Raw genomic sequence first — 22250 nt, forward strand, 5'->3', positions numbered from 1 at the left:
CCGCGCCCGCACAAGGAGGAGACCCGCCATGCAGATCGGCGTCCCCCGGGAGACGAAGAACCGCGAGCACCGCGTGGCGGTGACCCCCGCCGGCGTCGACCGGCTCGTGCGGGCCGGGCACGAGGTGCTCGTCGAGACCGGCGCCGGTGCCGGCTCGCACCTGCCCGACGCCGACTACGAGCGGGCCGGCGCACGTGTCGTCGCGACCGCCGCCGAGGCGTGGTCGGCCCCGCTCGTCTGCAAGGTCAAGGAGCCCGTGCCCGCCGAGTACGGGTACCTGCGCGACGACCTCGTCCTGTTCACCTACCTGCACCTGGCCGCCGACCGGCCCGCCACGGACGCCCTCCTCGCGGCCGGCACGACCGCCGTCGCGTACGAGACCGTCCAGGCGCCCGACGGCACGCTGCCGCTGCTCGCCCCCATGAGCGAGGTCGCCGGTCGGCTCGCGACGCAGGTCGGCGCCTACCACCTCATGGCCGGTGAGGGCGGCGGGCGGGGCGTCCTGCTCGGCGGCGTCCCGGGCACCGCCCCCGCGAAGGTCGTGGTCCTCGGCGGCGGGACGGTCGGCACGCACGCGACCGAGATCGCCGTGGGCATGCGCGCCGACGTCACGGTCCTCGACCTGTCGGTGCCGCGCCTGCGCGAGCTCGACGCCCGCTTCGGCGGGCGCGTCCGCACGCTCGCGTCCTCGGCGTGGGCCGTGGAGCAGGAGCTGCTCACCGCCGACCTCGTCGTCGGTGCCGTCCTGCTGCCCGGTGCGCGCGCGCCGCGGCTCGTGAGCGACGACCTCGTCGCCGCCATGCGCCCCGGCTCGGTGCTCGTCGACGTCGCCGTCGACCAGGGCGGCTGCTTCGAGGGCACGCACCCCACGACGCACGACGACCCGACGTACCGGGTGCACGGGTCCGTCTTCTACTGCGTCGCCAACATGCCCGGCGCCGTCCCCGTCACCTCGACGCGCGCCCTGACGGCCGTCACCCTGCCGTACCTGGCCGCGCTCGCGGACCGGGGCTGGAGGGCGGCGGTCTCGGACGACCCGGCGCTCGCGGCCGGCCTGACGACGCACGCGGGCGCGCTGCTCAGCAGCGCCGTCGCCGACGCCCACGCGCTGCCCGCGACGCCGCTCGCCACGGTGCTCGGTGCGCACGCCCCCCGCCCGGCATCTGTGACGATGGGCGCATGACCTCCGCCGCCGACGCGACCGCCCTCGACCCGACCAACCCGTTCGCCCGTCCCTCGCAGCTGCCGTACGGGCTGCCGGACTTCCGCGAGGTGCGCGAGGAGCACTACCTCCCCGCGCTGCTCGCCGGCATGGCCGAGCAGCGGCGCGAGGTGGAGGCGGTCGCCGCCGACCCGGCCGAGCCCACGATCGAGAACACGCTCGTCCCGCTCGAGCGCTCCGGCCACCTGCTGCACCGCGTCGCCTCCGCCTTCTACAACCAGGCGGGTTCCGACTCGACGCCGGGGCTGCAGGCGATCGAGGAGGAGCTCGCGCCCCTGTACGCCGCACACCAGGACGCGATCTGGCTGGACGCCCGCCTGCACGCGCGTGTCGAGGCGCTCGCCGCGTCGCTCGAGGGCACCGAGCTCGCGCCGGACACGGCGTGGCTGCTGCACCGCACCCGGCGCGCCTTCGCCCGCGCCGGCGTGGGCCTGCCCGAGGCCGACCAGGAGCGGCTGCGCGCGATCAACGCGGAGATCACGAGCCTCGACGCCGCGTTCGGCCGCAAGCTCCTCGCGGGGGCCAACGCCGCCGCGGTGCTCGTCACGGACGAGGCGGAGCTCGACGGCATGCCCCAGGACGCCCGCGACGCCGCCGCACAGGCCGCGGCCCAGCGCGGCCACGAGGGCGCGTGGCTGATCGAGCTCCAGCTGCCCACGCAGCAGTCCGTGCTCGCGACGCTGCGCGACCGCGGCCTGCGCGAGCGGGTCCACCGCGCGTCCGTGACGCGTGGCGCGACGGGCGACGAGAACGACACCCGCGAGACGCTGCTCGCGCTCGTCCGGCTGCGCGCCGAGCGCGCCCGCCTGCTCGGGTACGAGCACCACGCCGCCTACGTCGCCGAGGACGCGACCGCCGGCTCCGCCCAGGCCGTCGCCGACATGCTCACGCGGCTCGCGCCCGCCGCGGTCGCCAACGCCCGCGCCGAGGCCGCCGAGCTCGAGGCCGCCCTGCAGGCCGACCACCCCGGCGCGACCCTCGAGGCCTGGGACTGGTCGTACTACGCCGAGCGGGTCCGCCAGGACAAGCGCCAGCTCGACGAGTCGGCGCTGCGCCCGTACCTCGAGCTGGACCGCGTGCTCACCGAGGGCGTGTTCTTCGCGGCGAACCGCCTGTACGGGCTCACGTTCGCCGAGCGCCACGACCTCGTCGGCTACCACCCGGACGTGCGCGTGTTCGAGGTGTTCGACGCGGACGGCTCCGGCATGGGCCTGTTCCTCGGGGACTTCTGGACGCGCCCGTCGAAGCGGGGCGGCGCGTGGATGAACACGCTCGTCGACCAGTCCGACCTGCGCGGCGAGCTGCCGGTGGTCGTGAACAACCTCAACGTGCCCAAGCCGCCCGCGGGCCAGCCCACGCTGCTCACGTGGGACGAGGTCGTCACGCTCTTCCACGAGTTCGGCCACGCGCTGCACGGCCTGCTCGCCCGGGTGCGCTACCCGTCGCAGGCCGGCACGAACGTGCCGCGCGACTTCGTCGAGTACCCGTCGCAGGTGAACGAGATGTGGGCGTGGGACCCGGAGGTCCTCGCGCAGTACGCCGTGCACCACGAGACGGGCGAGCCGATGCCGGCCGAGTGGGTCCGCACGCTGCTCGACGCCCGGCAGGACGGCGAGGGCTTCGCCACCACCGAGTACCTGGCGGCCGCGCTGCTCGACCAGGCCTGGTACCGCCTCACGCCCGAGGAGGTGCCGACCGACCCGGCGCAGGTCGAGGCGTTCGAGGCCGCGGCGCTGGAGGCCGCGGGCGTCGCGTTCGCCCCCGTCCCGCCGCGCTACCGCACGTCGTACTTCAACCACGTGTTCGGCAGCGGCTACTCCGCGGGCTACTACGCCTACATCTGGTCGGAGGTCCTCGACGCCGACACCGTCGAGTGGTTCGCCGAGAACGGCGGCCTGCGCCGCGAGAACGGGGACACCTTCCGCGCGCGTCTGCTCGGGCGGGGCGGCTCGGTCGACCCGCTGCAGGCCTTCCGCGACCTGCGCGGGCGCGACCCGGAGATCACGCCGCTGCTCGTCCGCCGCGGGCTCGACCGGGCGGACGCGTGATGACCGACGCGACGCCGGCCGTGCCCACGGCGCAGGACGAGGTCGTCGACCTCTGCCGCGACCTCATCCGCTTCGACACGTCCAACCCGGGCGACGGCACCGGACCGGGGGAGCGCGCCGCGGCCGAGTACGTCGTCGGGCTGCTGCAGGACGTCGGCCTCGAGCCCGAGCTGTTCGAGAGCGAGCCGGGGCGCGCGAGCGTCGTCGTCCGCGTCGAGGGCGCCGACAGCAGCCGGCCGGCCCTGGTCCTGCACGGGCACCTCGACGTCGTCCCCGCGCACGCGCCCGACTGGAGCGTCGACCCGTTCGCGGCCGAGGTCCGCGACGGCCTCGTGTGGGGCCGCGGCGCCGTGGACATGAAGGACATGGACGCGATGATCCTGGCGGTCGTCCGCCAGATGGTCCGCGAGGGACGCCGCCCCGCGCGCGACCTGGTCGTCGCGATGTTCGCCGACGAGGAGGCCGGCGGCCGCCTGGGCGCCGGCTGGGCCGTCGACCACCGGCCGGAGCTGTTCGCCGGTGCCACCGAGGCGATCAGCGAGGTCGGCGGGTTCTCCGTGGACGTCGCCGGGCAGCGCGTCTACCTGCTGCAGACCGCGGAGAAGGGGCTGGGCTGGTTGCGCCTGGTCGCCTCCGGACGCGCCGGGCACGGCAGCCAGGTGCACACCGACAACGCGGTGGTGCACCTCGCCGAGGCGGTCGCCCGGATCGGCCGGCACCCGTGGCCCGTGCAGCTCACGCCGACGGTGCGGGCGCTGCTCGAGGGCGTCGCCGACCTCACGGGCCTGCGCTTCGACCCGGAGGACCCCGCGTCGCTGGACGCGCTCGTCGACGCGCTGGGGCCGGCGAGCCGGTTCGTCGGCGCGACGCTGCGGCACAGCACGAACCCCACCCGGCTGGCCGCCGGCTACAAGGAGAACGTGGTGCCCGGCGCCGCGACGGCCGCGATCGACGGCCGCTTCCTGCCCGGGCGGTCGGAGGAGTTCGACGCCCAGGTCGCCGCGCTGGCCGGGCCGCACGTGCGCGTGGAGGACATCGTGCGGGACACGGGGCTCGAGGTGCCGTTCGAGGGCGACCTCGTCGACGCGATGGTCGCGGCCGTCACCGCTGAGGACCCCGAGGCGCACGTGCTGCCGTACATGCTCTCCGGCGGCACGGACAACAAGTCGCTGTCCCGTCTGGGCATCACCGGCTACGGGTTCGCGCCGCTGCGCCTGCCGGCGGACCTCGACTTCGCCGGCATGTTCCACGGCGTCGACGAGCGCGTGCCCGTCGACGCGCTGCGGTTCGGCACGCGGGTGCTGGACCGGCTGCTCGCGACCTGCTGACGCCGGTCGCCCGCAGCACGCACGAATGCCCCGCACCCGCCGATCGGCGGGTGCGGAGCACTCGTGCGGTGCGGCGTGCGGTGCGGCGGTCAGCCCGCCGAGGACGCGAGCGTGGACCGCACGCGGATGATCTTGCGCCGCAGCCACACGCGGCGCTCCCCGCCGGCGTACAGGCGGGTGCGCGCGAGCTCCCACCGGCCGTACTCGGCCTCGTCGGTGAGCAGGCGTCGGGCGTCGCCGGTGGACGTCGTCCGCGGGATCGTCAGGACCCGGTACTCCCACTGACCGCCCTGGGTCACCCAGTCCTTGCGCCCAGCCGGTGCGCGCCGCTGCGCCATACGCCTCACCCCGTCCGTGTCGTCCTCCCCGTCGGGACCCCGCCCGCAGCGCGGGACCGTGGTCCGCTGCCATTGTGCCTCGCGCGGCGCTACGGTCGTCGCATGACCGTGGACCCGCGAGCCGCTCTCGACCGTCTGGTGGCCGCCCTGGAGGCGCACTACACCGCCGTCGTCTCCAAGCACGGGGACGACGACCCGGCCGTCGACGACGCGTACGACGTGCTCGCCGACGCCTTCGAGGTCTACGACGACGCGCTCGGCACCGTGCACGGCGAGGCGACCCCGTTCTACCTGGCCGAGGAGGACGACGACGACCTCGACGAGGACGACCTCGACGACGAGTCGGACGTCGACCTCGACGACGACGAGCTCGCGGACGCGGACGCCTGAGGGCGGCTCAGCGGACCCCGGGCCGCTCGGGGTAGCCCACCGCAGGGGCGGTGATCTCGTCGAGCGCCGAGACGATCTCGACCGGCAGCTCGAGGTCCTCGGCCGTCAGCGCGGCGCGCAGCTGCACGGCCGTCCGCGCGCCCACGATCGCGCTCGCGACACCCGGCCGGCCTGCGAGCCACGCGAGCGCCACCTCCAGCGGCGCCCGCTCCAGGCCGGACGCGGCGGTGACGACCGCGTCCACCACGCCCGACGCGTCGGCCGTGAGGTACGGCTGCACGAAGCCCGCCAGGTGCGCGGACGCCGCCCGGGAGTCCGACGGGATCGTCCGGCGGTACTTGCCCGTCAGGACGCCGCGCCCGAGCGGTGACCAGGCCAGCAGCCCCGCGCCGAGCGACTCGCACGCCGGCAGCACCTCCCGCTCGACGCCCCGCTGCAGCAGCGAGTACTCGGCCTCGACGGCGGCCAGGCCCGGCTCGGGCTCCAGCAGCGTCCCGACGCGCGCCACCTGCCACCCGGCGTGGTTGGACAGTCCCACGTACCGGGCGCGGCCCGTGGCGACCGCGTACCGCAGCGCCGACGCCGTCTCCTCCAGCGGGGTGCGCGGGTCGGGCGTGACGAGCCACAGGTCGACCCGGTCGGTCCGCAGGCGACGCAGCGAGGCGTCGAGCGAGTCGAGCAGGGCGCCCCGCGAGGCGTCGACGGTCGCGCCGGCCGAGGTGCGCCGCACGCCGGCCTTCGTGCACAGCAGGACGTCGTCGCGGTCGACGACGTCACCGAGGAGCGCACCCAGCAGCTGCTCGGAGCCGCCGTCCGCGTAGGACGCCGACGTGTCGACGAGCGTGCCGCCGGCGTCGACGAAGTCCCGCAGCTGCTCCGCCGCCTCGTGGTCGTCCGTGTCGCGGCTCCACGTCATCGTCCCGAGGCCGAGCCGGGACACGCGCAGCCCGGTGCGGCCCAGCCGACGGTGCTCCATGGGGCGCCACCCTAGCCGCGGGCCGCCGGGGGCCGCGTCGCCCGGTCGTGCGTGCCGCGTGACGGCCGCGTGCGGGCTCGGTGCGCGCGGCGGAGCGGCCGGCGCACCTGCCGGCCGCCGCTAGTGTTGCCGCTCGTGGCGACGGGCATCGGTACGGGCGACGGCATCCTCCTCGGTCTGGTCCAGGGGCTCACCGAGTTCCTCCCGGTCTCCTCCAGCGCACACCTGCGGATCGTCGGCGAGCTCCTCGGCGCGGGCGACCCCGGTGCCGCCTTCACCGCGATCACGCAGCTCGGCACCGAGGCGGCCGTCCTCCTGTACTTCCGCCGCGACATCAAGCGCATCGTGCTGGCCTGGTGGGCGGCGGTCCGCGGCGCGTACGGCACGGACCTGCGGTCCCGCCTCGGCATGCCCGCGGGCCGGCCCGCCGACCACGACGCCCTGATGGCCTGGTTCATCACGCTGGGCACGCTGCCGATCGTGGTCCTCGGCCTGGCGTTCCAGGACGCGATCGAGCGGCCGTTCCGCAACCTCTGGCTCGTGGCGCTCACGCTCGTCGTGTTCGCCCTGCTGCTCGGCTGGGCCGACCGTCGGGGCGCCAAGCAGCGCCCGCTGGAGGAGCTGACGCCGCGGCACGCGCTCGCGTTCGGCTTCTGGCAGGCGCTCGCGCTCGTGCCGGGCGTCTCGCGGTCGGGCGGCACGATCACGGGCGGCCTGCTCATGGGGTACACCCGGGAGGCGGCGGCGCGGTACTCGTTCCTGCTGGCGATCCCCGCGGTGTTCGGGTCCGGGCTCTACCAGCTGGCCAAGAGCGTCGGGGACTTCGGCCAGGCCGGCACCCCCGGATTCGGTGTGACGTTCGTCGCGACGCTCGTCGCGTTCGTCGTCGGGTACGTCGTCATCATCGCGTTCCTCAAGATCGTCTCCACGTTCAGCTACACGCCGTTCGTCTACTACCGGATCGGCCTGGCGCTCGTCGTCGTGCTGCTCCTGCTGACCGGCGTGCTCGAGCCCGTGAGCGCGCCCGCCAACGCCTGACGCGCGGCCGGGGCCCGGCGGGCGCCGGTTAGGCTTCCGGCGTGCTCACCTGGCCCGCCCCCCAGATCCCGCAGCTGCCCGGGGAGGGCGGTCCGGTCCTCGTCCGGGACACGTCGAGCGGACGTCTCGTCGAGGCCGCACCCGGCCCGGAGGCGACCCTGTACGTCTGCGGCATCACGCCGTACGACGCCACCCACCTCGGGCACGCCGCGACCTACATCGCGTTCGACGTTCTCGTGCGCGCGTGGCTCGACTCCGGCCGGTCGGTGACCTACGCGTCGAACGTGACCGACGTCGACGACCCCCTGCTCGAGCGCGCGACCGCCACGGGCGTCGACTGGCGCGAGCTCGCGCAGGACCAGAGCGCGCTGTTCCGCTCCGACATGACCGCGCTCGGCGTGGTGCCCCCCGACGTGTACCGGGGGGTCGTGGAGACGGTGCCCCAGATCGCCGACGGCGTGCGTCGCATGCTCGAGGCGGGTGCGGCGTACCGCGTGCCCACGCCGGAGGCCGAGGGTGACGACGTCTACGCGGACCTCTCGGTCGACCCGGCGTTCGGCAGCGTCGCCGGGCTGGACGAGGCGACGATGCGGGCGCTGAGCGCCGAGCGCGGCGGCGACCCCGACCGGCCGGGCAAGCGGTCCCCGCTCGACCCGCTGCTGTGGCGGGCCGAGCGCGCCGGCGAGCCCGCCTGGGACGCGCCGGGGCTGGGCCGCGGACGGCCCGGCTGGCACATCGAGTGCGCGGTCATCGCGGCGGACGGGCTCGGCGTGCCGTTCGACGTGCAGGGCGGCGGGTCCGACCTCGTCTTCCCGCACCACGAGTGCAGCGACTCCCACCTGCGGGTCCTCGACGGCGGCGCGGCCGCGCGCGTGCACCTGCACACCGGGATGGTGGGCTTCCAGGGGCAGAAGATGAGCAAGTCCCTGGGCAACCTGGTGCTGGTCTCCCGTCTCGTCGCCGAGGGCGTGGACCCCATGGCGGTGCGGCTGGCCGTGCTCGCCCACCGCTACCGGGACGACTGGGAGTGGACGTCGGCCGACCTGGCCGCTGCCCAGGAGCGCCTCGCGCGGTGGCGCCGGGCGCTGTCGGGCAACGGCGGCCCGGACGCAGCCCCCGTGCTCGCGGCCGTGCGTGCCGCGGTCGCGGACGACCTGGACACGCCCACGGCGCTGGCCGCCGTCGACGCGTGGGCGCAGGACGCGCTCGAGGGCGGCGGACCCGTCGAGGAGGGGGCCCCCGGCGTCGTGGCTCGGACCGTCGACGCGCTGCTCGGCGTGCGGCTCTGAGGCCGCCGGCGGCTCAGCCCCCGGTGCCCTTGTCCCGGCGCCGCAGGTAGCGCTCGAACTCCTGCGCGATCGCCTCGCCGCTCGCCTCGGGCAGCTCGGCGGTGTCCTTCGCCTCCTCGAGCTGGCGCACGTACTCGCCGATCTCGCTGTCGTCGCCGGCCAGCTCGTCGACGCCGTGCTGCCAGGCCACCGCGTCGTCCGGCAGGTCGGCCAGCGGGACCGGCTCGCCGAGCAGCGACTCGATGCGGTGCAGGATCGCGAGCGTGGCCTTCGGGGACGGCGGTGCGGCCACGTAGTGGGGGACCGCCGCCCACAGCGACAGCGCCTGCAGGCCGCGCGAGGCGGCCTCGTGCTGCAGCACGCCGACGATGCCCGTCGGACCCTCGTACGTGTTCGGCTCCAGGCCGAGCAGCTCGCGGACCTCGGGGTCCTCGCTCGTCGCGTTTACCGGGATCGGCCGCGTGTGCGGCACGTCCGCGAGCAGCGCGCCCACCGTGACGATGGTCCGCACGCCGAGGCCCTCGGCGATGTCGAGGAGCTCGCCGCAGTAGCGGCGCCAGCGCATCGACGGCTCGATGCCGTGCACGAGGACGACACGGCGGCCCGTGCGGGGCGTCGACGCGACGGCGACGGCCGTGGTGGGCCAGGTGATCTCGCGCGTGCCGTCGGGGCCGGGCCCGACGACCGGCCTGTTCACCTGGAAGTCGTGGTACTCCTCGGGGTCCAGCTCGTCGACCTGGTCGGCGTCCCAGACGTCGTGCAGGTGCTCCAGCGCGGCCGTGGCGGCGCCACCGGCGTCGTTCCAGCCCTCGAAGGCCGCCAGCAGCACGGTCTCGCGCGCCGGCAGGTCGGCTCCGGTCGGTTCGGTCACCGGCCCAGCCTAGGGCGCGCTGCCCGACGAGGTGCGGCGGGCGCCCGGGGCGGGGCCCGCGGGCACCGCTCGGCGGGGTCTCGCGGCAGCGCAGACCCCGGGGCCGGGTGGTCCCCGACCGACGGCTAGCCTGGGCGGGTCCCCGCGCCCGGCCGCACCCTCGCGGCCGCGTCGTCCGCGCCGTCCCGGAGGCCCCGCTGACCAGCACCGAGCACGCTCCCGCCGCCCCGTCGTCCCTGCCCGGCGCCGCGCCCGCGGCGGTCCTGTGGGACATGGACGGCACCCTGATCGACACCGAGCCGCACTGGATGGCCGCGGAGGTCGAGCTGGTCGAGGCGCACGGGGGCGTGTGGACGCACGCGGACGCCGTCGGGATGGTCGGCAGCTCCATGGCGGTGTGCGCGGCCGCGCTGCAGGCGCGCGGCGTGGCGCTCGAGGTCGAGGAGATCGCGCACGCCCTCAACAGCGCGGTCGGCGCGGCAGTCGCGGCCGGCATCCCCTGGCAGCCGGGTGCGCGCGAGCTCGTCGAGGCGCTGCGTGAGGCGGGGGTGCCGCAGGCGCTCGTGACGTCGTCGTTCAGCGTGCTCGCCGAGCCGTTCGCGGCGGCCGTGGGCGTGTTCGACGTCGTCGTCGCCGGGGACCGCGTGCGCCGCCCGAAGCCCGACCCCGAGCCCTACCTGACCGCGGCGCGCCTGCTCGGCGTCGACCCGGCACGGGCCGTCGCCGTCGAGGACTCGCCGTCGGGCATCGCGTCGGCCGTCGCCTCGGGCGCGCGGGTCGTCGCCGTGCAGGCGGTGGCCCCGATCTCGCCGCCGCCCGGCGTGACGCGGACCGCCTCGCTGGACCGCGTCGACCTGGGCGTGCTGTCCCGCGTGGCCGCGGGGGAGACGCTGGACCTGCGCGCGCCCTGACGGGTCCTCGACGACGCCCCGAGGCCGCGGCGCGTCAGGGCGTGCCCTGCTCCAGCGGCACGACGCCGATCGAGCGCTCGACGGCACCGGCCGGCACCGGCGGCGGCGTGCCGCCGAACTCGGGGCACCGGTCGCGGAACGCGCACCAGTCGCACAGCCGCGAGCGCCGCGTGCGCCAGTCGCCCGTGCGCGCCGTCTCCTCGATACCGCTCCAGATCGAGCGCACGCGCGACTCGAGCGTGTGCATCTCCGGCTCGGTCGGCTCGTGCGCGACCACCACGCCGTCGCCGAGGTAGGCGAGCTGCAGCCGCTTCGGCAGGACCCCGCGCGTGCGCCACACGACGTAGGCGTAGAAGCGCATCTGGAACAGCGCGCTGCTCTCGAAGCCCGGCCGGGGCGAGCGGCCCGTCTTGTAGTCGACGACGCGCACCCAGCCGTTCGGCGCGACGTCGACACGGTCGATCACCCCGCGCAGGCGCGGACCGTCGTCGAGCTCCACCTCGACGCGCAGCTCGCGGGCCCGCGGCTCCAGCCGGGTCGGGTCCTCGAGCGTGAAGTACGTCGTGAGCAGGCGCTCGGCCGAGGCCACGAGCTCGGCGCGCTCCTCGTCGGTCGACGTCAGCGACGCGTACGCCTCGGACTCCGCGGTCAGCACCTCCCAGTGCACCGGGACCAGCGCGTGCGCGACCTCCGGCGTGCGCTCGGCCGCCGGCAGCTCGAACAGCGCCTCGAGCACGGCGTGCACCAGCGTGCCGCGCGCCGCGGCGAGCGAGGGCGGCTCCGGCAGCCGGTCGACGACGCGGAAGCGGAACAGCAGCGGGCACTGCAGGAAGTCGTTCGCCCGCGACGGCGAGAGCCCGGGGACCGACGGGCGGGCGTCCGGCTCGTGCGGGTCGGTGGCCGCCCGGACGTCGACGGCGGCCGCCTCGGCGGGAGCGGGGGCGGGGGAGGTCTCGGTGTCGACGGCCACGGGCACGAGGGTAGGCGCCGGCACCGACAGCCCCGTCCGCCCGCTGCACGCGGGCGCCCGGGGCCCCGACCGTAGGCTGACGCCGTGAGCACCCCGCGTCCCGCGCGCCCGTCCGGCTGGGTCCTCGGGCACGTCGCCGGCGCACCGGTCGTCCTCGCGCCCAGCTGGCTCGTCGCCGTCGCCGTCCTGACGTTCCTGTACGCCCCCGCGGTGCAGGGCCTGACGGGCCTGCCCCGCTCGGCCACGTACGCCGTCGCGGCCGTGTCGGTGGTGCTGCTGTTCGCGTCGGTGCTCGTGCACGAGCTCGCGCACGGGCTCGTCGCCCGCGCCCGGGGGCAGCAGCCGCAGGCGTTCGTCCTCACGCTCATGGGCGGGCACACGACGTTCGGCGCCGCCGCCCCCACCGCGGCGACCGCCGCCCTCGTCGCCGTCGTCGGCCCCGTCTCGAACCTCGTGCTCGCCGGCGGCTTCCTGCTCGCGGCCCACGTCAGCACCGGCGGGCACCTGCTGCCGGCGCTCGCCGACGCGGACGGACGCGTGCTCGAGGTGCTCATGGGCGGCGACGGCACCGTGCTCACGGCGCTCCTGCTGGCGGGCGCCACCACGAACGCCTTCGTGGGCGCGTTCAACCTCGTGCCGGGCCTGCCTCTGGACGGCGGTCGCGTCCTCGAGGCGGCCGTCTGGGCCGGGACCGGCGACCGGCACCGGGGTGCCGTCGTCGCGGGGTGGGTCGGTCGCGTCGTCGCGGTCGGGGTGCCGGCCGTCGCCCTGGCCCGGCCGTTCCTGGAGGGCCGCGAGCCCAGCCTCTGGTCGGTCGGCTGGTCGGCGCTGCTCGGGGCGTTCCTGTGGGCCGGCGCGTCGGCCGCGATCCGCGGCGCCCGCACCGGCCGCGTCGTGGAGGCGCTGAGCGTGCGCCTGGTCGGACGTCCCGCCGTCGCCGTGGGCGCGCAGTCCTCGCTCGCGGACGCGCGCGCCGCCGCGCGCCGCGCCGGGGCGCAGGAGGTGGTCGTGGTCGGACCGGACCGGCGCCCGGCGGCGTACGTCGACCACGAGGCCGACGTCCGCGTCCCGGACGCGCTCGCCGACGCCACGACCGTGGGGGCCGTGTGCTCGCCGCTGCCCGTCGGTGCCGTCGTGGACGGCAGCCTCGTCGGCGAGCCGTTCCTGCAGGCGCTCGGCGCGGCCACCGAGCACGCGCCCGTGGTCGCCGCCGTCGTGGACGGCGAGGTCGTCGCGCTCGTGCGCACGGCCGACGTGCTGGCCGCGCTGCGCTCCTGACGGAGCCACCGGCCGGCCGTCGCGTGGCGGACGCCGCCGCGCACCGGTGCGGTCGCGTGCGCCGGGCCACCTAGACTCGCCCCCCGTGACCCACGACGACGCGCCCGTGCCCGCACCCACCGGGGCCGACCAGCGCCGCGGACCGTTCCGCGTCGGCGAGCGCGTCCAGCTCACCGACCCGCGGGGGCGGCTGCACACCATCACGCTCCAGCCCGACGGCACGTTCCACACCCACAAGGGCTACTTCCGCCACGACGAGCTCATCGGCGCCCCCGAGGGCGTCGTCGTGCGCAACACGTCGGGCGTCGAGTACCTGGCGCTGCGCCCGCTGCTGTCGGACTACGTGCTGTCGATGCCGCGCGGCGCGGCCGTCGTCTACCCGAAGGACGCGGGGCAGGTCGTCACGATGGGCGACGTGTACCCGGGCGCCACCGTCGTCGAGGCGGGGGTCGGCTCCGGCGGTCTCACGCTGTCGCTGCTGCGCGCCGTCGGCGACGGCGGGCGCGTGCTGTCGATCGAGCGGCGCGAGGACTTCGCGGCGATCGCACGGGGCAACGTCGAGGCGTTCTTCGGCGGCCCGCACCCGGCGTGGACGCTCACGGTCGGCGACCTCGCGGACATGCTGCCCGGGCTCGCGGCACCGGGCACCGTCGACCGCGTCGTGCTCGACATGCTCGCGCCGTGGGAGAACCTCGACGCCGTCGCCGTCGCCCTCGCGCCCGGTGGCGTGCTCGTCTGCTACGTCGCGACGACGACCCAGCTGTCCCGGCTCGCCGAGGACGTGCGCGCCGACGGGCGCTACACCGAGCCCGAGGCGTGGGAGTCGATGGTCCGCGGCTGGCACCTCGAGGGCCTGGCGGTGCGTCCGCAGCACCGGATGATCGGGCACACCGGGTTCCTGCTCACCACGCGCCGCCTCGCGGACGGCGTCGAGCCGCCGCAGCGCAAGCGCCGCCCGGCGAAGGGCTCCTACCCGGTCGCCGACGACGGTGCCCCCGCGGCCGACACCGAGCTCTGGTCGCCCGAGGCGCTCGGCGAGCGCGAGGTGTCCGACAAGAAGGTCCGCCGGGTGCGCCGCGACCTGCACGTCGCGCCCGAGGACCTGGCCGCCGACGCGAGCGCGGCGGAGGCGTCCGGCGCCGCCACGGACGTCGTCCCGGACGACCCGACGGACACCTGACACCACGCCCGCGGTCGCCGCCGTCCCACCCTCCGGGACGGCGTGCGCGCACCCCGCCCGGGCGGCGCCACGGTTGACAGCGGCGGTTAGGGTCGTCGGACCAGCAGGCACAGCGGCGTGCACGCGGACCGGAAGGACGCAGCGCGACGCGGAACGGAGGGCCGACCACCATGACCGAACCGGCTGCCCCTGGACACGACCTGCACCGCGAGCTGGCGGTGCTGGCCGCGAAGAACGAACGCCTGAGCGAGGCGCTCGTCGCCGCGCGCGAGCAGATCCTCGAGCTCAAGCGCCAGGTCGACGACCTCGCCAAGCCGCCCGGCACCTACGCGACGTTCCTGTCGGCGCGCGAGGACGGGACCGTCGACGTGATCTCGGCGGGCCGCAAGATGCACGTGGGCGCGAGCCCGACGCTCGACGTCCAGCGGCTGCGCCCGGGCCAGGAGGTCATGCTCAACGAGGCGCTCACGGTCGTCGAGGCCGGCGGGTACGAGCAGGTCGGCGAGCTCGTCACGATCAAGGAGATGCTCGGCGAGGACCGTGCCCTCGTGGTGGGCCGCGGCGACGAGGAGCGCGTCGTCCGGTTCGCCGGGCAGGTCCGCGACGCGCACGCCCGCGTCGGGGACGCCCTGACGATCGACTCGCGCAGCGGCTTCGTCTTCGAGGTCATCCCGCGCGCCGAGGTCGAGGACCTCGTGCTCGAGGAGGTCCCCGACATCGACTACGGGGACATCGGCGGCCTGGGGCCGCAGATCGAGGCGATCCGCGACGCGGTCGAGCTGCCGTTCCTGCACCCCGACCTGTTCCGGGAGCACGGGCTGAAGCCGCCCAAGGGCGTGCTGCTGTACGGCCCGCCCGGGTGCGGGAAGACGCTCATCGCGAAGGCCGTCGCGCACTCGCTGGCGGCCACCGCGGCGGCCGCGCGCGGCGAGGACGTCGCCGACGCCCGGAGCTTCTTCCTCAACGTCAAGGGCCCCGAGCTGCTCAACAAGTACGTGGGGGAGACCGAGCGGCACATCCGCCTCATCTTCGCCCGCGCTCGCGAGAAGGCGTCGCAGGGGCACCCGGTCGTGGTGTTCTTCGACGAGATGGAGTCGCTGTTCCGCACCCGCGGCACCGGCGTCTCCAGCGACGTCGAGACGACGATCGTGCCGCAGCTGCTGTCGGAGATCGACGGTGTCGAGCGGCTCGACAACGTCATCGTCATCGGCGCCTCGAACCGCGAGGACATGATCGACCCGGCGATCCTGCGCCCCGGTCGCCTCGACGTGAAGATCAAGATCGAGCGCCCGGACGCCGAGGGCGCGCGGGAGATCTTCGCGAAGTACCTCACCGCGGACCTGCCGATCCACCCCGACGACCTGGCCGAGCACGGCGGGTCCGCCTCGGCGGCGGTCGAGGCGATGATCGCGCGGGTCGTCGAGCGGATGTACTCCGAGAGCGACGAGAACCGCTTCCTGGAGGTCACGTACGCGAGCGGGGACAAGGAGGTCCTGTACTTCAAGGACTTCAACTCCGGCGCGATGATCCAGAACGTCGTGGACCGCGCGAAGAAGACCGCCATCAAGGACCTCCTCGCGACCGGGCAGCGCGGCATCCGGGTCGACCACCTGCTCAGCGCGTGCGTCGACGAGTTCAAGGAGAACGAGGACCTCCCGAACACGACGAACCCCGACGACTGGGCGCGCATCTCCGGCAAGAAGGGGGAGCGCATCGTGTTCATCCGCACGATCGTCCAGGGCAAGAAGGGCGTCGACACGTCCCGCACGATCGAGAACGTCACCAGCACCGGCCAGTACCTCTGACGGTCCGTGGGCGGACCGGCCCCCCGTCGGCCGGTCCGCCTAGGGTGGTCGCGTGACCGTGCGGCGCGTGATGGGCATCGAGACCGAGTACGGCGTCCTGCAGCCGGGACGGCCGATGGCCAACCCGATGCTGCTGTCCAGCCACGTCGTCGCCGTGCACGCCGCGGCGCGCGAGGCCGGACGCGCACGGGCCCGGTGGGACTACGACGACGAGGACCCGCTGCACGACGCGCGCGGGTTCCACCTGCAGCGCGCCGCGGCGCACCCGTCGCTGCTCACGGACGTGCCCGACGTGCCGGCGCCCTCGGGCGACGGCCCGCAGGAGATGCCCCGCACGACCGTGGAGGAGTACGAGGACCCCGGCGCCGCGAACGTGATCCTCACCAACGGTGCACGCCTGTACGTGGACCACGCGCACCCGGAGTACTCGACGCCCGAGGTGACGAACCCGCTCGACGCGGTGCGGTGGGACCGGGCGGGGGAGCTCGTCATGCTGCACTCGGTGCGGGCGCTGGCGTCCAGCCCGGCCCTGCCGGACGTCGCCCTCTACAAGAACAACGTCGACGGCAAGGGCGCGACCTACGGCACCCACGAGAACTACCTGGTCGACCGCGCCGTGCCGTTCGCCGACCTGGCGGCACGGATCACGCCGTTCCTCGTGACGCGGCAGGTGTACACCGGCGCCGGACGGGTCGGCATCGGTCAGCGCGGGGAGACCCCGGGATTCCAGCTCTCCCAGCGCGCCGACTACATGGAGGCCGAGGTGGGCCTCGAGACCACCCTGCGCCGGCCGATCGTCAACACGCGCGACGAGCCGCACGCCGACCCGGCCCGCTGGCGGCGCCTGCACGTCATCATCGGCGACGCGACCATGCTCGAGGTGGCGACGTACGTGCGCCTCGGCACGACGTCGCTCGTGCTGTGGCTGGTGGAGCAGGCGGAGGCCGGCGCGGTCCCGAACGACGTCGTGCGGGCGGTCGACGCGCTCGCGCTGCGCGACCCGGTCTCCGCCGTGCACGCGGTGAGCCACGACCTCACGCTCTCCGAGCGCCTCGAGCTGGCGGACGGCCGACGGCTCACCGCGCTCGAGGTGCAGGCCGAGTACCTCGCCGCTGTGCAGGCCGCTCTCGACGCGACCGGGGGCGTCGGCGACGACCAGACCGCGGACGTGCTGCGGCGCTGGGCGTCGCTGCTGGAGCGGCTGGGCACGGACCCGGCGTCCTGCGCCCGCGAGGTGGAGTGGCTGGCCAAGCTGCGCCTGCTCGAGGGCATGCGCCGGCGCGACCACCTCGACTGGGACCACCCGCGGCTGTCCGCCGTGGACCTGCAGTGGTCGGACGTGCGCCCCGAGCGCGGGCTGTACCAGCGGCTGGTGAGCGCGGGCGCCGTCGAGCTGCTCGTGACGCCGCAGGAGGCGGCGGACGCGGTCGTGCACCCGCCGCACGACACCCGCGCCTACTTCCGCGGCGAGGCGGTCGCGCGGTACGCGGGGGAGATCTCCGCGGCCAGCTGGGACTCGGTCGTGTTCGACGTGGCCGGTGCGGACACCCTCCAGCGGGTCCCCATGCGCGACCCGCTGCGCGGCACCCGCGCGCACGTCGGCGAGCTGCTCGACCGCAGCCCCGACGCCGCGAGCCTGCTGGCCTCGCTGGGGGCGTGACGGGCCGACCGCCCGTCAGCGCATCGCCGCGACCACCCGCACCGCCTCCCGGGCCTCCCGTACGCGCCGCTCGTAGGTGAGGCCGAGCCCGAGGACCGCGGCACCGCCGACACCGAGCAGCACCCAGCCGTCCACGCGTGCGAGCGCACCCGACGCCACGGGGGTGAGCAGCACCGCAGCGGTGGTGAGCGCGGCGACCGCGCCCAGGAGGAGCGGCGCCTGCAGGCGCCGGGCGGCGCCGACGACGGTGGCGGCCAGGGCCAGGACCAGGGCGGTCAGGGAGCGTGCCGGTGTCGGCGCGACCAGGAGCGTCACGACAGGCACGCCCAGGGCCACGGCGACGGGTGCACCGAGGGCCGACCAGGACCCCCGGCGCTCGTCGCGGGTCAGCCACCGCGCGCCGAGCGCCACGGTGAGGAGCCCCACGGCGACGAGCGGGACGTCGGCAGGTTCCGGCCCGTCCCGCAGCGCCGCGGTCACCCCGGCGACGACCGCCACGGCGGTGCCCGTCACGGCGTCACCCCGGGTGCGGTCCACCCACGCGAGCGCCGCGCCGGCGGCGAGGACTGCCACGGCGCGGGCGGCTCCTGCGGCGGTGCCGTCCACGGCGAGCAGGACGGGGACCGCGACGAGGACCACGGCCAGGGCGGGCGGGCTCGGGACGACCCTCGGCGCTGCCGCCGCGGAGCCGACGTTCGGCGAGCGGCGCCCCGGTCCCCGCCGCGGGCGCACGGACGCCCAGGCCGCACCCGCGAGGACGGCCCCCGCGGCGGCGGGCAGCTCGACCGCCCGGACGTCCGGCGGCGTGCCGGCGACGCCGCTGCCCGCCGCGCTCGTGACGGCCGACACCCAGGGACCGAGCAGGACGAGGGCCCCCGCGGCGGCGGCGAGCGTCCGGGAGAGGGCGCCGCGGGACACGCGGCTCGTGAGGCGCGCCGGGCGGTCGGGGGCGGCGTGGTCCGGGGCGGCGTCGTCCGGGACGGGGCCGTCGGCGTCACCGCGGACGCGGGCCGCCCGGGCGAGGACGAGGAGCAGGGCCGCCACCAGCACCCACGCGGCCGGGCGCAGGGCGCCGTCCCGGACGGCCGGCGTCGGCAGGAGCGCGAGCACGGCCAGGGCGACCCACGGGGCCGGTGCGGTGCTCGAGCGCCGCGCGGCCGGCACCGACGTCGCCGCCGCCAGGAGGGCGACGGCGACGGCCGGTGCGTCCGCCACCGCGTCGGGCAGTGCGACCGGCGCCACGAGCGCCACCGAGGCCACGAGGGCGAGCCCCAGGTCGGCGAGGCGCGCACCGGGCCCGACCCCCGGGGCCGGCGCGGCCGGTGCGATCCGGCGCTCGTCCGCCGCGCCGACGGCGCAGAGCGTCACCGCGACGAGCCCCAGCACGGCCAGTCGTACACGGGCGGTCGTGGCGTCGGCGGTGCCCGCGCCCACGGCCACCGCGAGCAGGACCGGCACCGCGGCCGCGGCCAGCACGACCCACGGGCCGACGCGCAGCAGGGGCGCGCGCCGGCGCGGCGGCCACGTGCGGTGCGCGACCACCGCGGTCCCCGCCAGCAGTGCCGCGGCGACGACGGCCCACACCTCGGGCGGGCCGCCCGTCCCCCCGGCGCCCGACGCGTCCGCCGCAGCAGCCAGGGCCCGGCGCGCGGGGCCGAGGGCGGCGAGCAGCGCCGCCACGACGGTGAGCACGGCGGCCGTCCGGCGGGAGTCGTCGGCCGGGCCGGGCGTCCGCCTGCCGATCAGCGCCGCGGCCACGAGGACGGCCGTCCCGAGCACGACCGTCACCGCGGCCCGGTCGACCCAGCGGTCGCCCAGCTGGAGGACGGCGGGGAGCACGGCGGCCGGGAGGGAGACCAGCGCGGCGCCGCCGCCGACCAGCGGCGCCGCTCCCGACGACGCCCGGCGCAGGCGCGCGGCGCCGACCGCGACGAGCACGATCCCGGGCGGCACGACGTACGGCTCGACGGGGACCGCTGCGGTGGACGACAGCGCGACGCACCACGCCGCCGTCCCGAGGGCCCACGCCGCCCACCAGGCCCGGTGACGGTCCCGGTGCACGGCCCACCCGCCCGCCGTCGCGGCGGCCGCGGCCAGGACCGCGACGGCCGGTCCGGTGCCGGCCGTCGCGGCGGCCGGCACGGCGCACGCGACCACGAGCCACCCGGCCGCCTCGGCGGCGACGCGCGCGCTGCGTCCCCCGCGCTCCGTGAGCAGGTGGGAGGCGAGCACCGACGCCGCACCGACCCCGGCCACCACGAGCGCGGCACCGCCCGGGGCCGGTCGGCCGAGCACGTCGTGCACGGTCGCCACGGCGAGAGCCGCGACCGGTGCCGCCGCACCGGCGCCCGCACCGACCCAGCCGCGACCGGCACCGGCGGCGTCCCCGAGCAGCGCTGCGACGACCACCAGCGCCGAGGCGGCCGCGAGGCAGGGGGCGACCTGCCCCCAGGCGCCGGGGCCGGGGTCCCCGAGCGCGGTCGCGGCCCACGCGGTGAGGACGAGGACCGCGGCGACGACCAGCGCCGCGCTTCGCTCGAGGGCACCGGCGGCCGGCCGCGTCGCGCGGGCGAGCAGCGGGACGGTCGTGAGCGCCGCCGCCACGGCCGCACCGGCGCTCGGGCTCACGCCGAGGCCGACCGCGCCCACGACCGCCGCCGCCGCGACCAGGCCGCCGGCCGTGCCGGTGGAGGCGGCGTCGGCCCACGCCCGGCGGCTCCAGGTCCGGGCGTGCAGGGCCACCGCCGCGGCGAGCAGGAGCGCGGCCGCGGTCGCCGCCGGGGAGGACGCACCCGCCGGCACGGCCGTCGCCGCCGCGGCGACCGTCCCCACGCTCGCCGGCCTGCGCCACGTCGGCGACGCCGCGCGCACCCGCACCCACGCCGCCACGACGGCGGCGAGGCCGGCCACCGCCACCGCGCTGCGCGCGGCCGGCGCCGCCCCGAGGCGGTCGGCCACGACGAGCAGCGGCGCGGCGACGGACGCGAGCACCGCCGCCGTCGCGCGTGCCGCACCCGCCGCCCGAACCCCGGCTCCGTCACGTCGCGCCGCCACGGTGCCCGCCAGCAGGCCGGCCGCCGCCAGCGCCACCACGGCGGTGACGGCGGCGACGAGGGGGACCGGACGCGTCGCCGTGGGCGCGCCCAGACGGACCAGCGCCGCCAGGACGACCCAGGCCGCGGTCCCGGCGGCGGCGGTCGCGGCCGCCAGCCCGACCGACGCGCGCAGGCGGTGCGGCACGAGGCGGGCGCCGCGGTGCAGCACGAGCCCGGCGACGAGCGCGGTGAGCGCGGCCACGTGCCAGCTCGCGGCGCCGTCCGCCCCGGCGGCGCGTGCCACGGCGGCCCCGGCGGTGGCGACCCCGACGGCGCCGGTCACACCCGCCGCGGACCACCAGGCGGGAGTCGTCGCGGGGTGCGGACCGCCCGCCGGCGCGGGCTCGACGCCGCTCCCGGCCGCAGGCAGCACCCGCTCCTCCACCCGCGCCTGCAGGACGAGCACCACGCACGCGGCGAGGAGGACCACGGCCGCGGACCACGCCGGCGCGCCGAGAGCGGTCCGGACGACGCCGGCGCCGGCGGCCAGGACGACGGCCGGCACGGCGGCCCCCCAGGCGGCGGCGCGGAGCACCGTGCGCTCCGTCCTGTGCCCGGGCCCGGCCGCGGCGCGCACGAGCGTGAGCGTCGCGGAGGCGACGAGCAGCAGGGCCGCGTGCTCGACCGTCCCGGCCCTGGGGAGCCAGACGAGGGGCACGACCGGCAGGAGCACGGCCGCCGCCACGGTGCCCGCACGCAGGCGTGCGGCGCGTCCCCAGGTCGCGAGCACGGCGGCGCAGGCGACGAGCGAGACCGTCGCCTGGCCGGGACCGGTACCGACCACGACCGCACCCGTGGCACGCAGCGCCCACGCGTCGAGGAGGAGGAGCGCCGCCCCGAGCGCACCCACGGCCTCGGCACCCTGCGGCAGGCCGCGGGCGCGCAGGAGCGCGGCCACGCCGAGGACGACGAGCGTCACCGTCCCGACCGCCGCGGCGCGGGCGCCGAGCGTCAGGACGTCCCACGCGAAGACGAGGAACGTCACGCAGGCGGCGACGAGCAGCGCGGCCCCGACGACCTGGAGCACCGTCTGCACCCGCCACGGCGCGCGCTCCGGCGTGGGCGCCGCCGCCGGTCCCGGCGCCGGCGCGGGACCGGTGCCGAGGACGACCTGGGGCAGGGGCGCGGGGCGGGCGACCGGCGCCGCCGGCCCGGGCGACGCAGCCCACGGGTCGGCCGGGTACGGGGCGGCGGGCCCCGCCCCGGTCGCGGTGCGCGCGGTCGGCACCGACGGCGCGGCGGGGCGCGGTGCCGCCGCGCGCGGTGCCGCCGAGCGCGCGGCCGCCCGCATGGCGGCGATGCGCTGCGCGCGCCGCCGCAGCGCCTCCGCCGCGGCGACGCTGTCCTCCCACAGCAGGCCCGCCCCCGGCGCGGTGACGTCCAGCCCGCAGGCCGCGCACCGCGGCCCCGACAGCGCGGCCGTGCACGCCGGGCAGCGGGTGCGGTCGAGCAGCGCCCGCAGGGCGCGGTCGTAGAGCGGGGTCGGTTCCGGACGGGCCATGACGCGGATGCTCCCACCGCCGCGACGTCCACCTCGTGGTCCGTCCACATCGCCGGGCGCGCGTGGGCTCGCCCTCGCTGCCCTGCGGCGGAGGATGGGCCTAGGGTGGGTCAGGCGGGCGCGCGGGACGCGCCGGCCCGGAGGACGGAGGTCACCATGGCTGGTCAGGAACACGTCAGGCGCCGCGAGGACGACGAGCCGATCGACGAGCCGGGCACGCCGACGCCGGCCCCGGCGGCGCAGGACCGTGACGCCGAGGTCGACGCGCTCCTCGAGGAGATCGACGACGTCCTCGAGTCGAACGCGGAGCAGTTCGTGCGCGGGTTCGTGCAGAAGGGCGGTCAGTGAGC

Annotated in this window: 17 protein-coding genes; 12 read left to right on the forward strand and 5 right to left on the reverse strand. The window is 77.0% G+C overall.

What is annotated here, in order from left to right; translation table 11 throughout:
- Window positions 1–28: 28 nt before the first annotated feature.
- Genes ald through FB586_RS13265 form a run of 3 tightly spaced genes read left to right on the forward strand, consistent with a single transcriptional unit; the run spans window position 29 to window position 4598 of the window.
- Window positions 29–1183 (forward strand): alanine dehydrogenase, encoded by a 1155-nt coding sequence (gene ald, locus FB586_RS13255; RefSeq protein WP_136519814.1) that lies wholly within the window; start codon window positions 29–31, stop codon window positions 1181–1183.
- On the forward strand, window positions 1180–3270 hold the full coding sequence (locus FB586_RS13260; protein WP_136519815.1) for a M3 family metallopeptidase: 2091 nt from the start codon (window positions 1180–1182) through the stop codon (window positions 3268–3270). The genes ald and FB586_RS13260 overlap by 4 nt, the downstream gene beginning before the upstream one ends.
- Window positions 3270–4598, forward strand: coding sequence for a M20/M25/M40 family metallo-hydrolase (locus FB586_RS13265; protein WP_136519816.1), 1329 nt, complete (start codon window positions 3270–3272; stop codon window positions 4596–4598). The genes FB586_RS13260 and FB586_RS13265 overlap by 1 nt, the downstream gene beginning before the upstream one ends.
- A gap of 89 nt (window positions 4599–4687) precedes the next feature.
- Here the strand turns inward: FB586_RS13265 and FB586_RS13270 are convergent, their stop codons facing one another.
- Complete coding sequence (locus FB586_RS13270) at window positions 4688–4936, reverse strand: DUF5703 family protein (protein ID WP_136519817.1); 249 nt, start codon at window positions 4934–4936, stop codon at window positions 4688–4690.
- A gap of 102 nt (window positions 4937–5038) precedes the next feature.
- Between FB586_RS13270 and FB586_RS13275 the strand changes: the two genes are divergently transcribed.
- Window positions 5039–5326, forward strand: coding sequence for a primosomal protein (locus FB586_RS13275; RefSeq protein WP_136519818.1), 288 nt, complete (start codon window positions 5039–5041; stop codon window positions 5324–5326).
- Window positions 5327–5333: 7 nt separating this feature from the next.
- Here FB586_RS13275 and FB586_RS13280 read toward each other — a convergent pair whose 3' ends face one another.
- The gene (locus tag FB586_RS13280) at window positions 5334–6302 is read right to left on the reverse strand and encodes an aldo/keto reductase (RefSeq protein WP_136519819.1); all 969 of its coding nucleotides are present in this window, start codon (window positions 6300–6302) and stop codon (window positions 5334–5336) included.
- Window positions 6303–6437: 135 nt separating this feature from the next.
- On the opposite strand from FB586_RS13280, the gene FB586_RS13285 reads away from it, so the two are divergent.
- Window positions 6438–7340 carry an undecaprenyl-diphosphate phosphatase gene (locus tag FB586_RS13285; protein WP_136519820.1) on the forward strand — a complete coding sequence of 301 codons (903 nt, stop codon included), beginning with the start codon at window positions 6438–6440 and terminating at the stop codon, window positions 7338–7340.
- 41 nt (window positions 7341–7381) lie between these two features.
- Window positions 7382–8629, forward strand: coding sequence for a cysteine--1-D-myo-inosityl 2-amino-2-deoxy-alpha-D-glucopyranoside ligase (gene mshC / locus FB586_RS13290; RefSeq protein ID WP_136519821.1), 1248 nt, complete (start codon window positions 7382–7384; stop codon window positions 8627–8629).
- Between the two features lie 13 nt (window positions 8630–8642).
- Here mshC and FB586_RS13295 read toward each other — a convergent pair whose 3' ends face one another.
- A complete protein-coding gene (locus FB586_RS13295; RefSeq protein ID WP_136519822.1) occupies window positions 8643–9500 on the reverse strand; it encodes a PAC2 family protein in 858 nt (285 codons plus the stop codon).
- A gap of 272 nt (window positions 9501–9772) precedes the next feature.
- Here FB586_RS13295 and FB586_RS13300 point away from each other — a divergent pair, with 272 nt between their 5' ends.
- Window positions 9773–10411, forward strand: a complete 639-nt coding sequence (locus FB586_RS13300) for an HAD family hydrolase (protein WP_136519823.1) — start codon at window positions 9773–9775, stop codon at window positions 10409–10411.
- A gap of 34 nt (window positions 10412–10445) precedes the next feature.
- Here the strand turns inward: FB586_RS13300 and FB586_RS13305 are convergent, their stop codons facing one another.
- Entirely contained in the window at window positions 10446–11381 is a 936-nt protein-coding gene (locus tag FB586_RS13305; protein ID WP_136519824.1) for a RecB family exonuclease, read from the reverse strand.
- An 84-nt stretch (window positions 11382–11465) separates the two neighbouring features.
- Here FB586_RS13305 and FB586_RS13310 point away from each other — a divergent pair, with 84 nt between their 5' ends.
- The 4 genes from FB586_RS13310 (at window position 11466) to dop (ending at window position 17304) form a co-directional block, all read left to right on the forward strand.
- Window positions 11466–12659 carry a site-2 protease family protein gene (locus tag FB586_RS13310; RefSeq protein ID WP_136519825.1) on the forward strand — a complete coding sequence of 398 codons (1194 nt, stop codon included), beginning with the start codon at window positions 11466–11468 and terminating at the stop codon, window positions 12657–12659.
- Window positions 12660–12744: 85 nt separating this feature from the next.
- Complete coding sequence (locus FB586_RS13315) at window positions 12745–13839, forward strand: tRNA (adenine-N1)-methyltransferase (protein ID WP_136519826.1); 1095 nt, start codon at window positions 12745–12747, stop codon at window positions 13837–13839.
- Between the two features lie 170 nt (window positions 13840–14009).
- A complete protein-coding gene (gene arc / locus FB586_RS13320; protein WP_136519827.1) occupies window positions 14010–15644 on the forward strand; it encodes a proteasome ATPase in 1635 nt (544 codons plus the stop codon).
- 52 nt (window positions 15645–15696) lie between these two features.
- A complete protein-coding gene (gene dop / locus FB586_RS13325; RefSeq protein ID WP_136519828.1) occupies window positions 15697–17304 on the forward strand; it encodes a depupylase/deamidase Dop in 1608 nt (535 codons plus the stop codon).
- Between the two features lie 15 nt (window positions 17305–17319).
- Here dop and FB586_RS13330 read toward each other — a convergent pair whose 3' ends face one another.
- A complete protein-coding gene (locus tag FB586_RS13330; RefSeq protein ID WP_136519829.1) occupies window positions 17320–21900 on the reverse strand; it encodes an SCO7613 C-terminal domain-containing membrane protein in 4581 nt (1526 codons plus the stop codon).
- Window positions 21901–22056: 156 nt separating this feature from the next.
- Between FB586_RS13330 and FB586_RS13335 the strand changes: the two genes are divergently transcribed.
- Entirely contained in the window at window positions 22057–22248 is a 192-nt protein-coding gene (locus FB586_RS13335; protein ID WP_136519830.1) for a ubiquitin-like protein Pup, read from the forward strand.
- Window positions 22249–22250: the final 2 nt, after the last annotated feature.

It is taken from the genome of Cellulomonas telluris, assembly GCF_004886325.1.
GTDB classification, from domain to species: Bacteria; Actinomycetota; Actinomycetes; order Actinomycetales; family Cellulomonadaceae; genus Cellulomonas; species Cellulomonas telluris.

Coding starts and splice junctions, on each gene's coding strand:
- ald (WP_136519814.1), top strand. CDS start 29: ATGCAGATCGGCGTCCCCCGGGAGACGAAGAACCGCGAGCACCGCGTG.
- FB586_RS13260 (WP_136519815.1), top strand. CDS start 1,180: ATGACCTCCGCCGCCGACGCGACCGCCCTCGACCCGACCAACCCGTTC.
- FB586_RS13265 (WP_136519816.1), top strand. CDS start 3,270: ATGACCGACGCGACGCCGGCCGTGCCCACGGCGCAGGACGAGGTCGTC.
- FB586_RS13270 (WP_136519817.1), bottom strand. CDS start 4,936: ATGGCGCAGCGGCGCGCACCGGCTGGGCGCAAGGACTGGGTGACCCAG.
- FB586_RS13275 (WP_136519818.1), top strand. CDS start 5,039: ATGACCGTGGACCCGCGAGCCGCTCTCGACCGTCTGGTGGCCGCCCTG.
- FB586_RS13280 (WP_136519819.1), bottom strand. CDS start 6,302: ATGGAGCACCGTCGGCTGGGCCGCACCGGGCTGCGCGTGTCCCGGCTC.
- FB586_RS13300 (WP_136519823.1), top strand. CDS start 9,773: ATGGACGGCACCCTGATCGACACCGAGCCGCACTGGATGGCCGCGGAG.
- arc (WP_136519827.1), top strand. CDS start 14,010: ATGACCGAACCGGCTGCCCCTGGACACGACCTGCACCGCGAGCTGGCG.
- FB586_RS13330 (WP_136519829.1), bottom strand. CDS start 21,900: ATGGCCCGTCCGGAACCGACCCCGCTCTACGACCGCGCCCTGCGGGCG.
- FB586_RS13335 (WP_136519830.1), top strand. CDS start 22,057: ATGGCTGGTCAGGAACACGTCAGGCGCCGCGAGGACGACGAGCCGATC.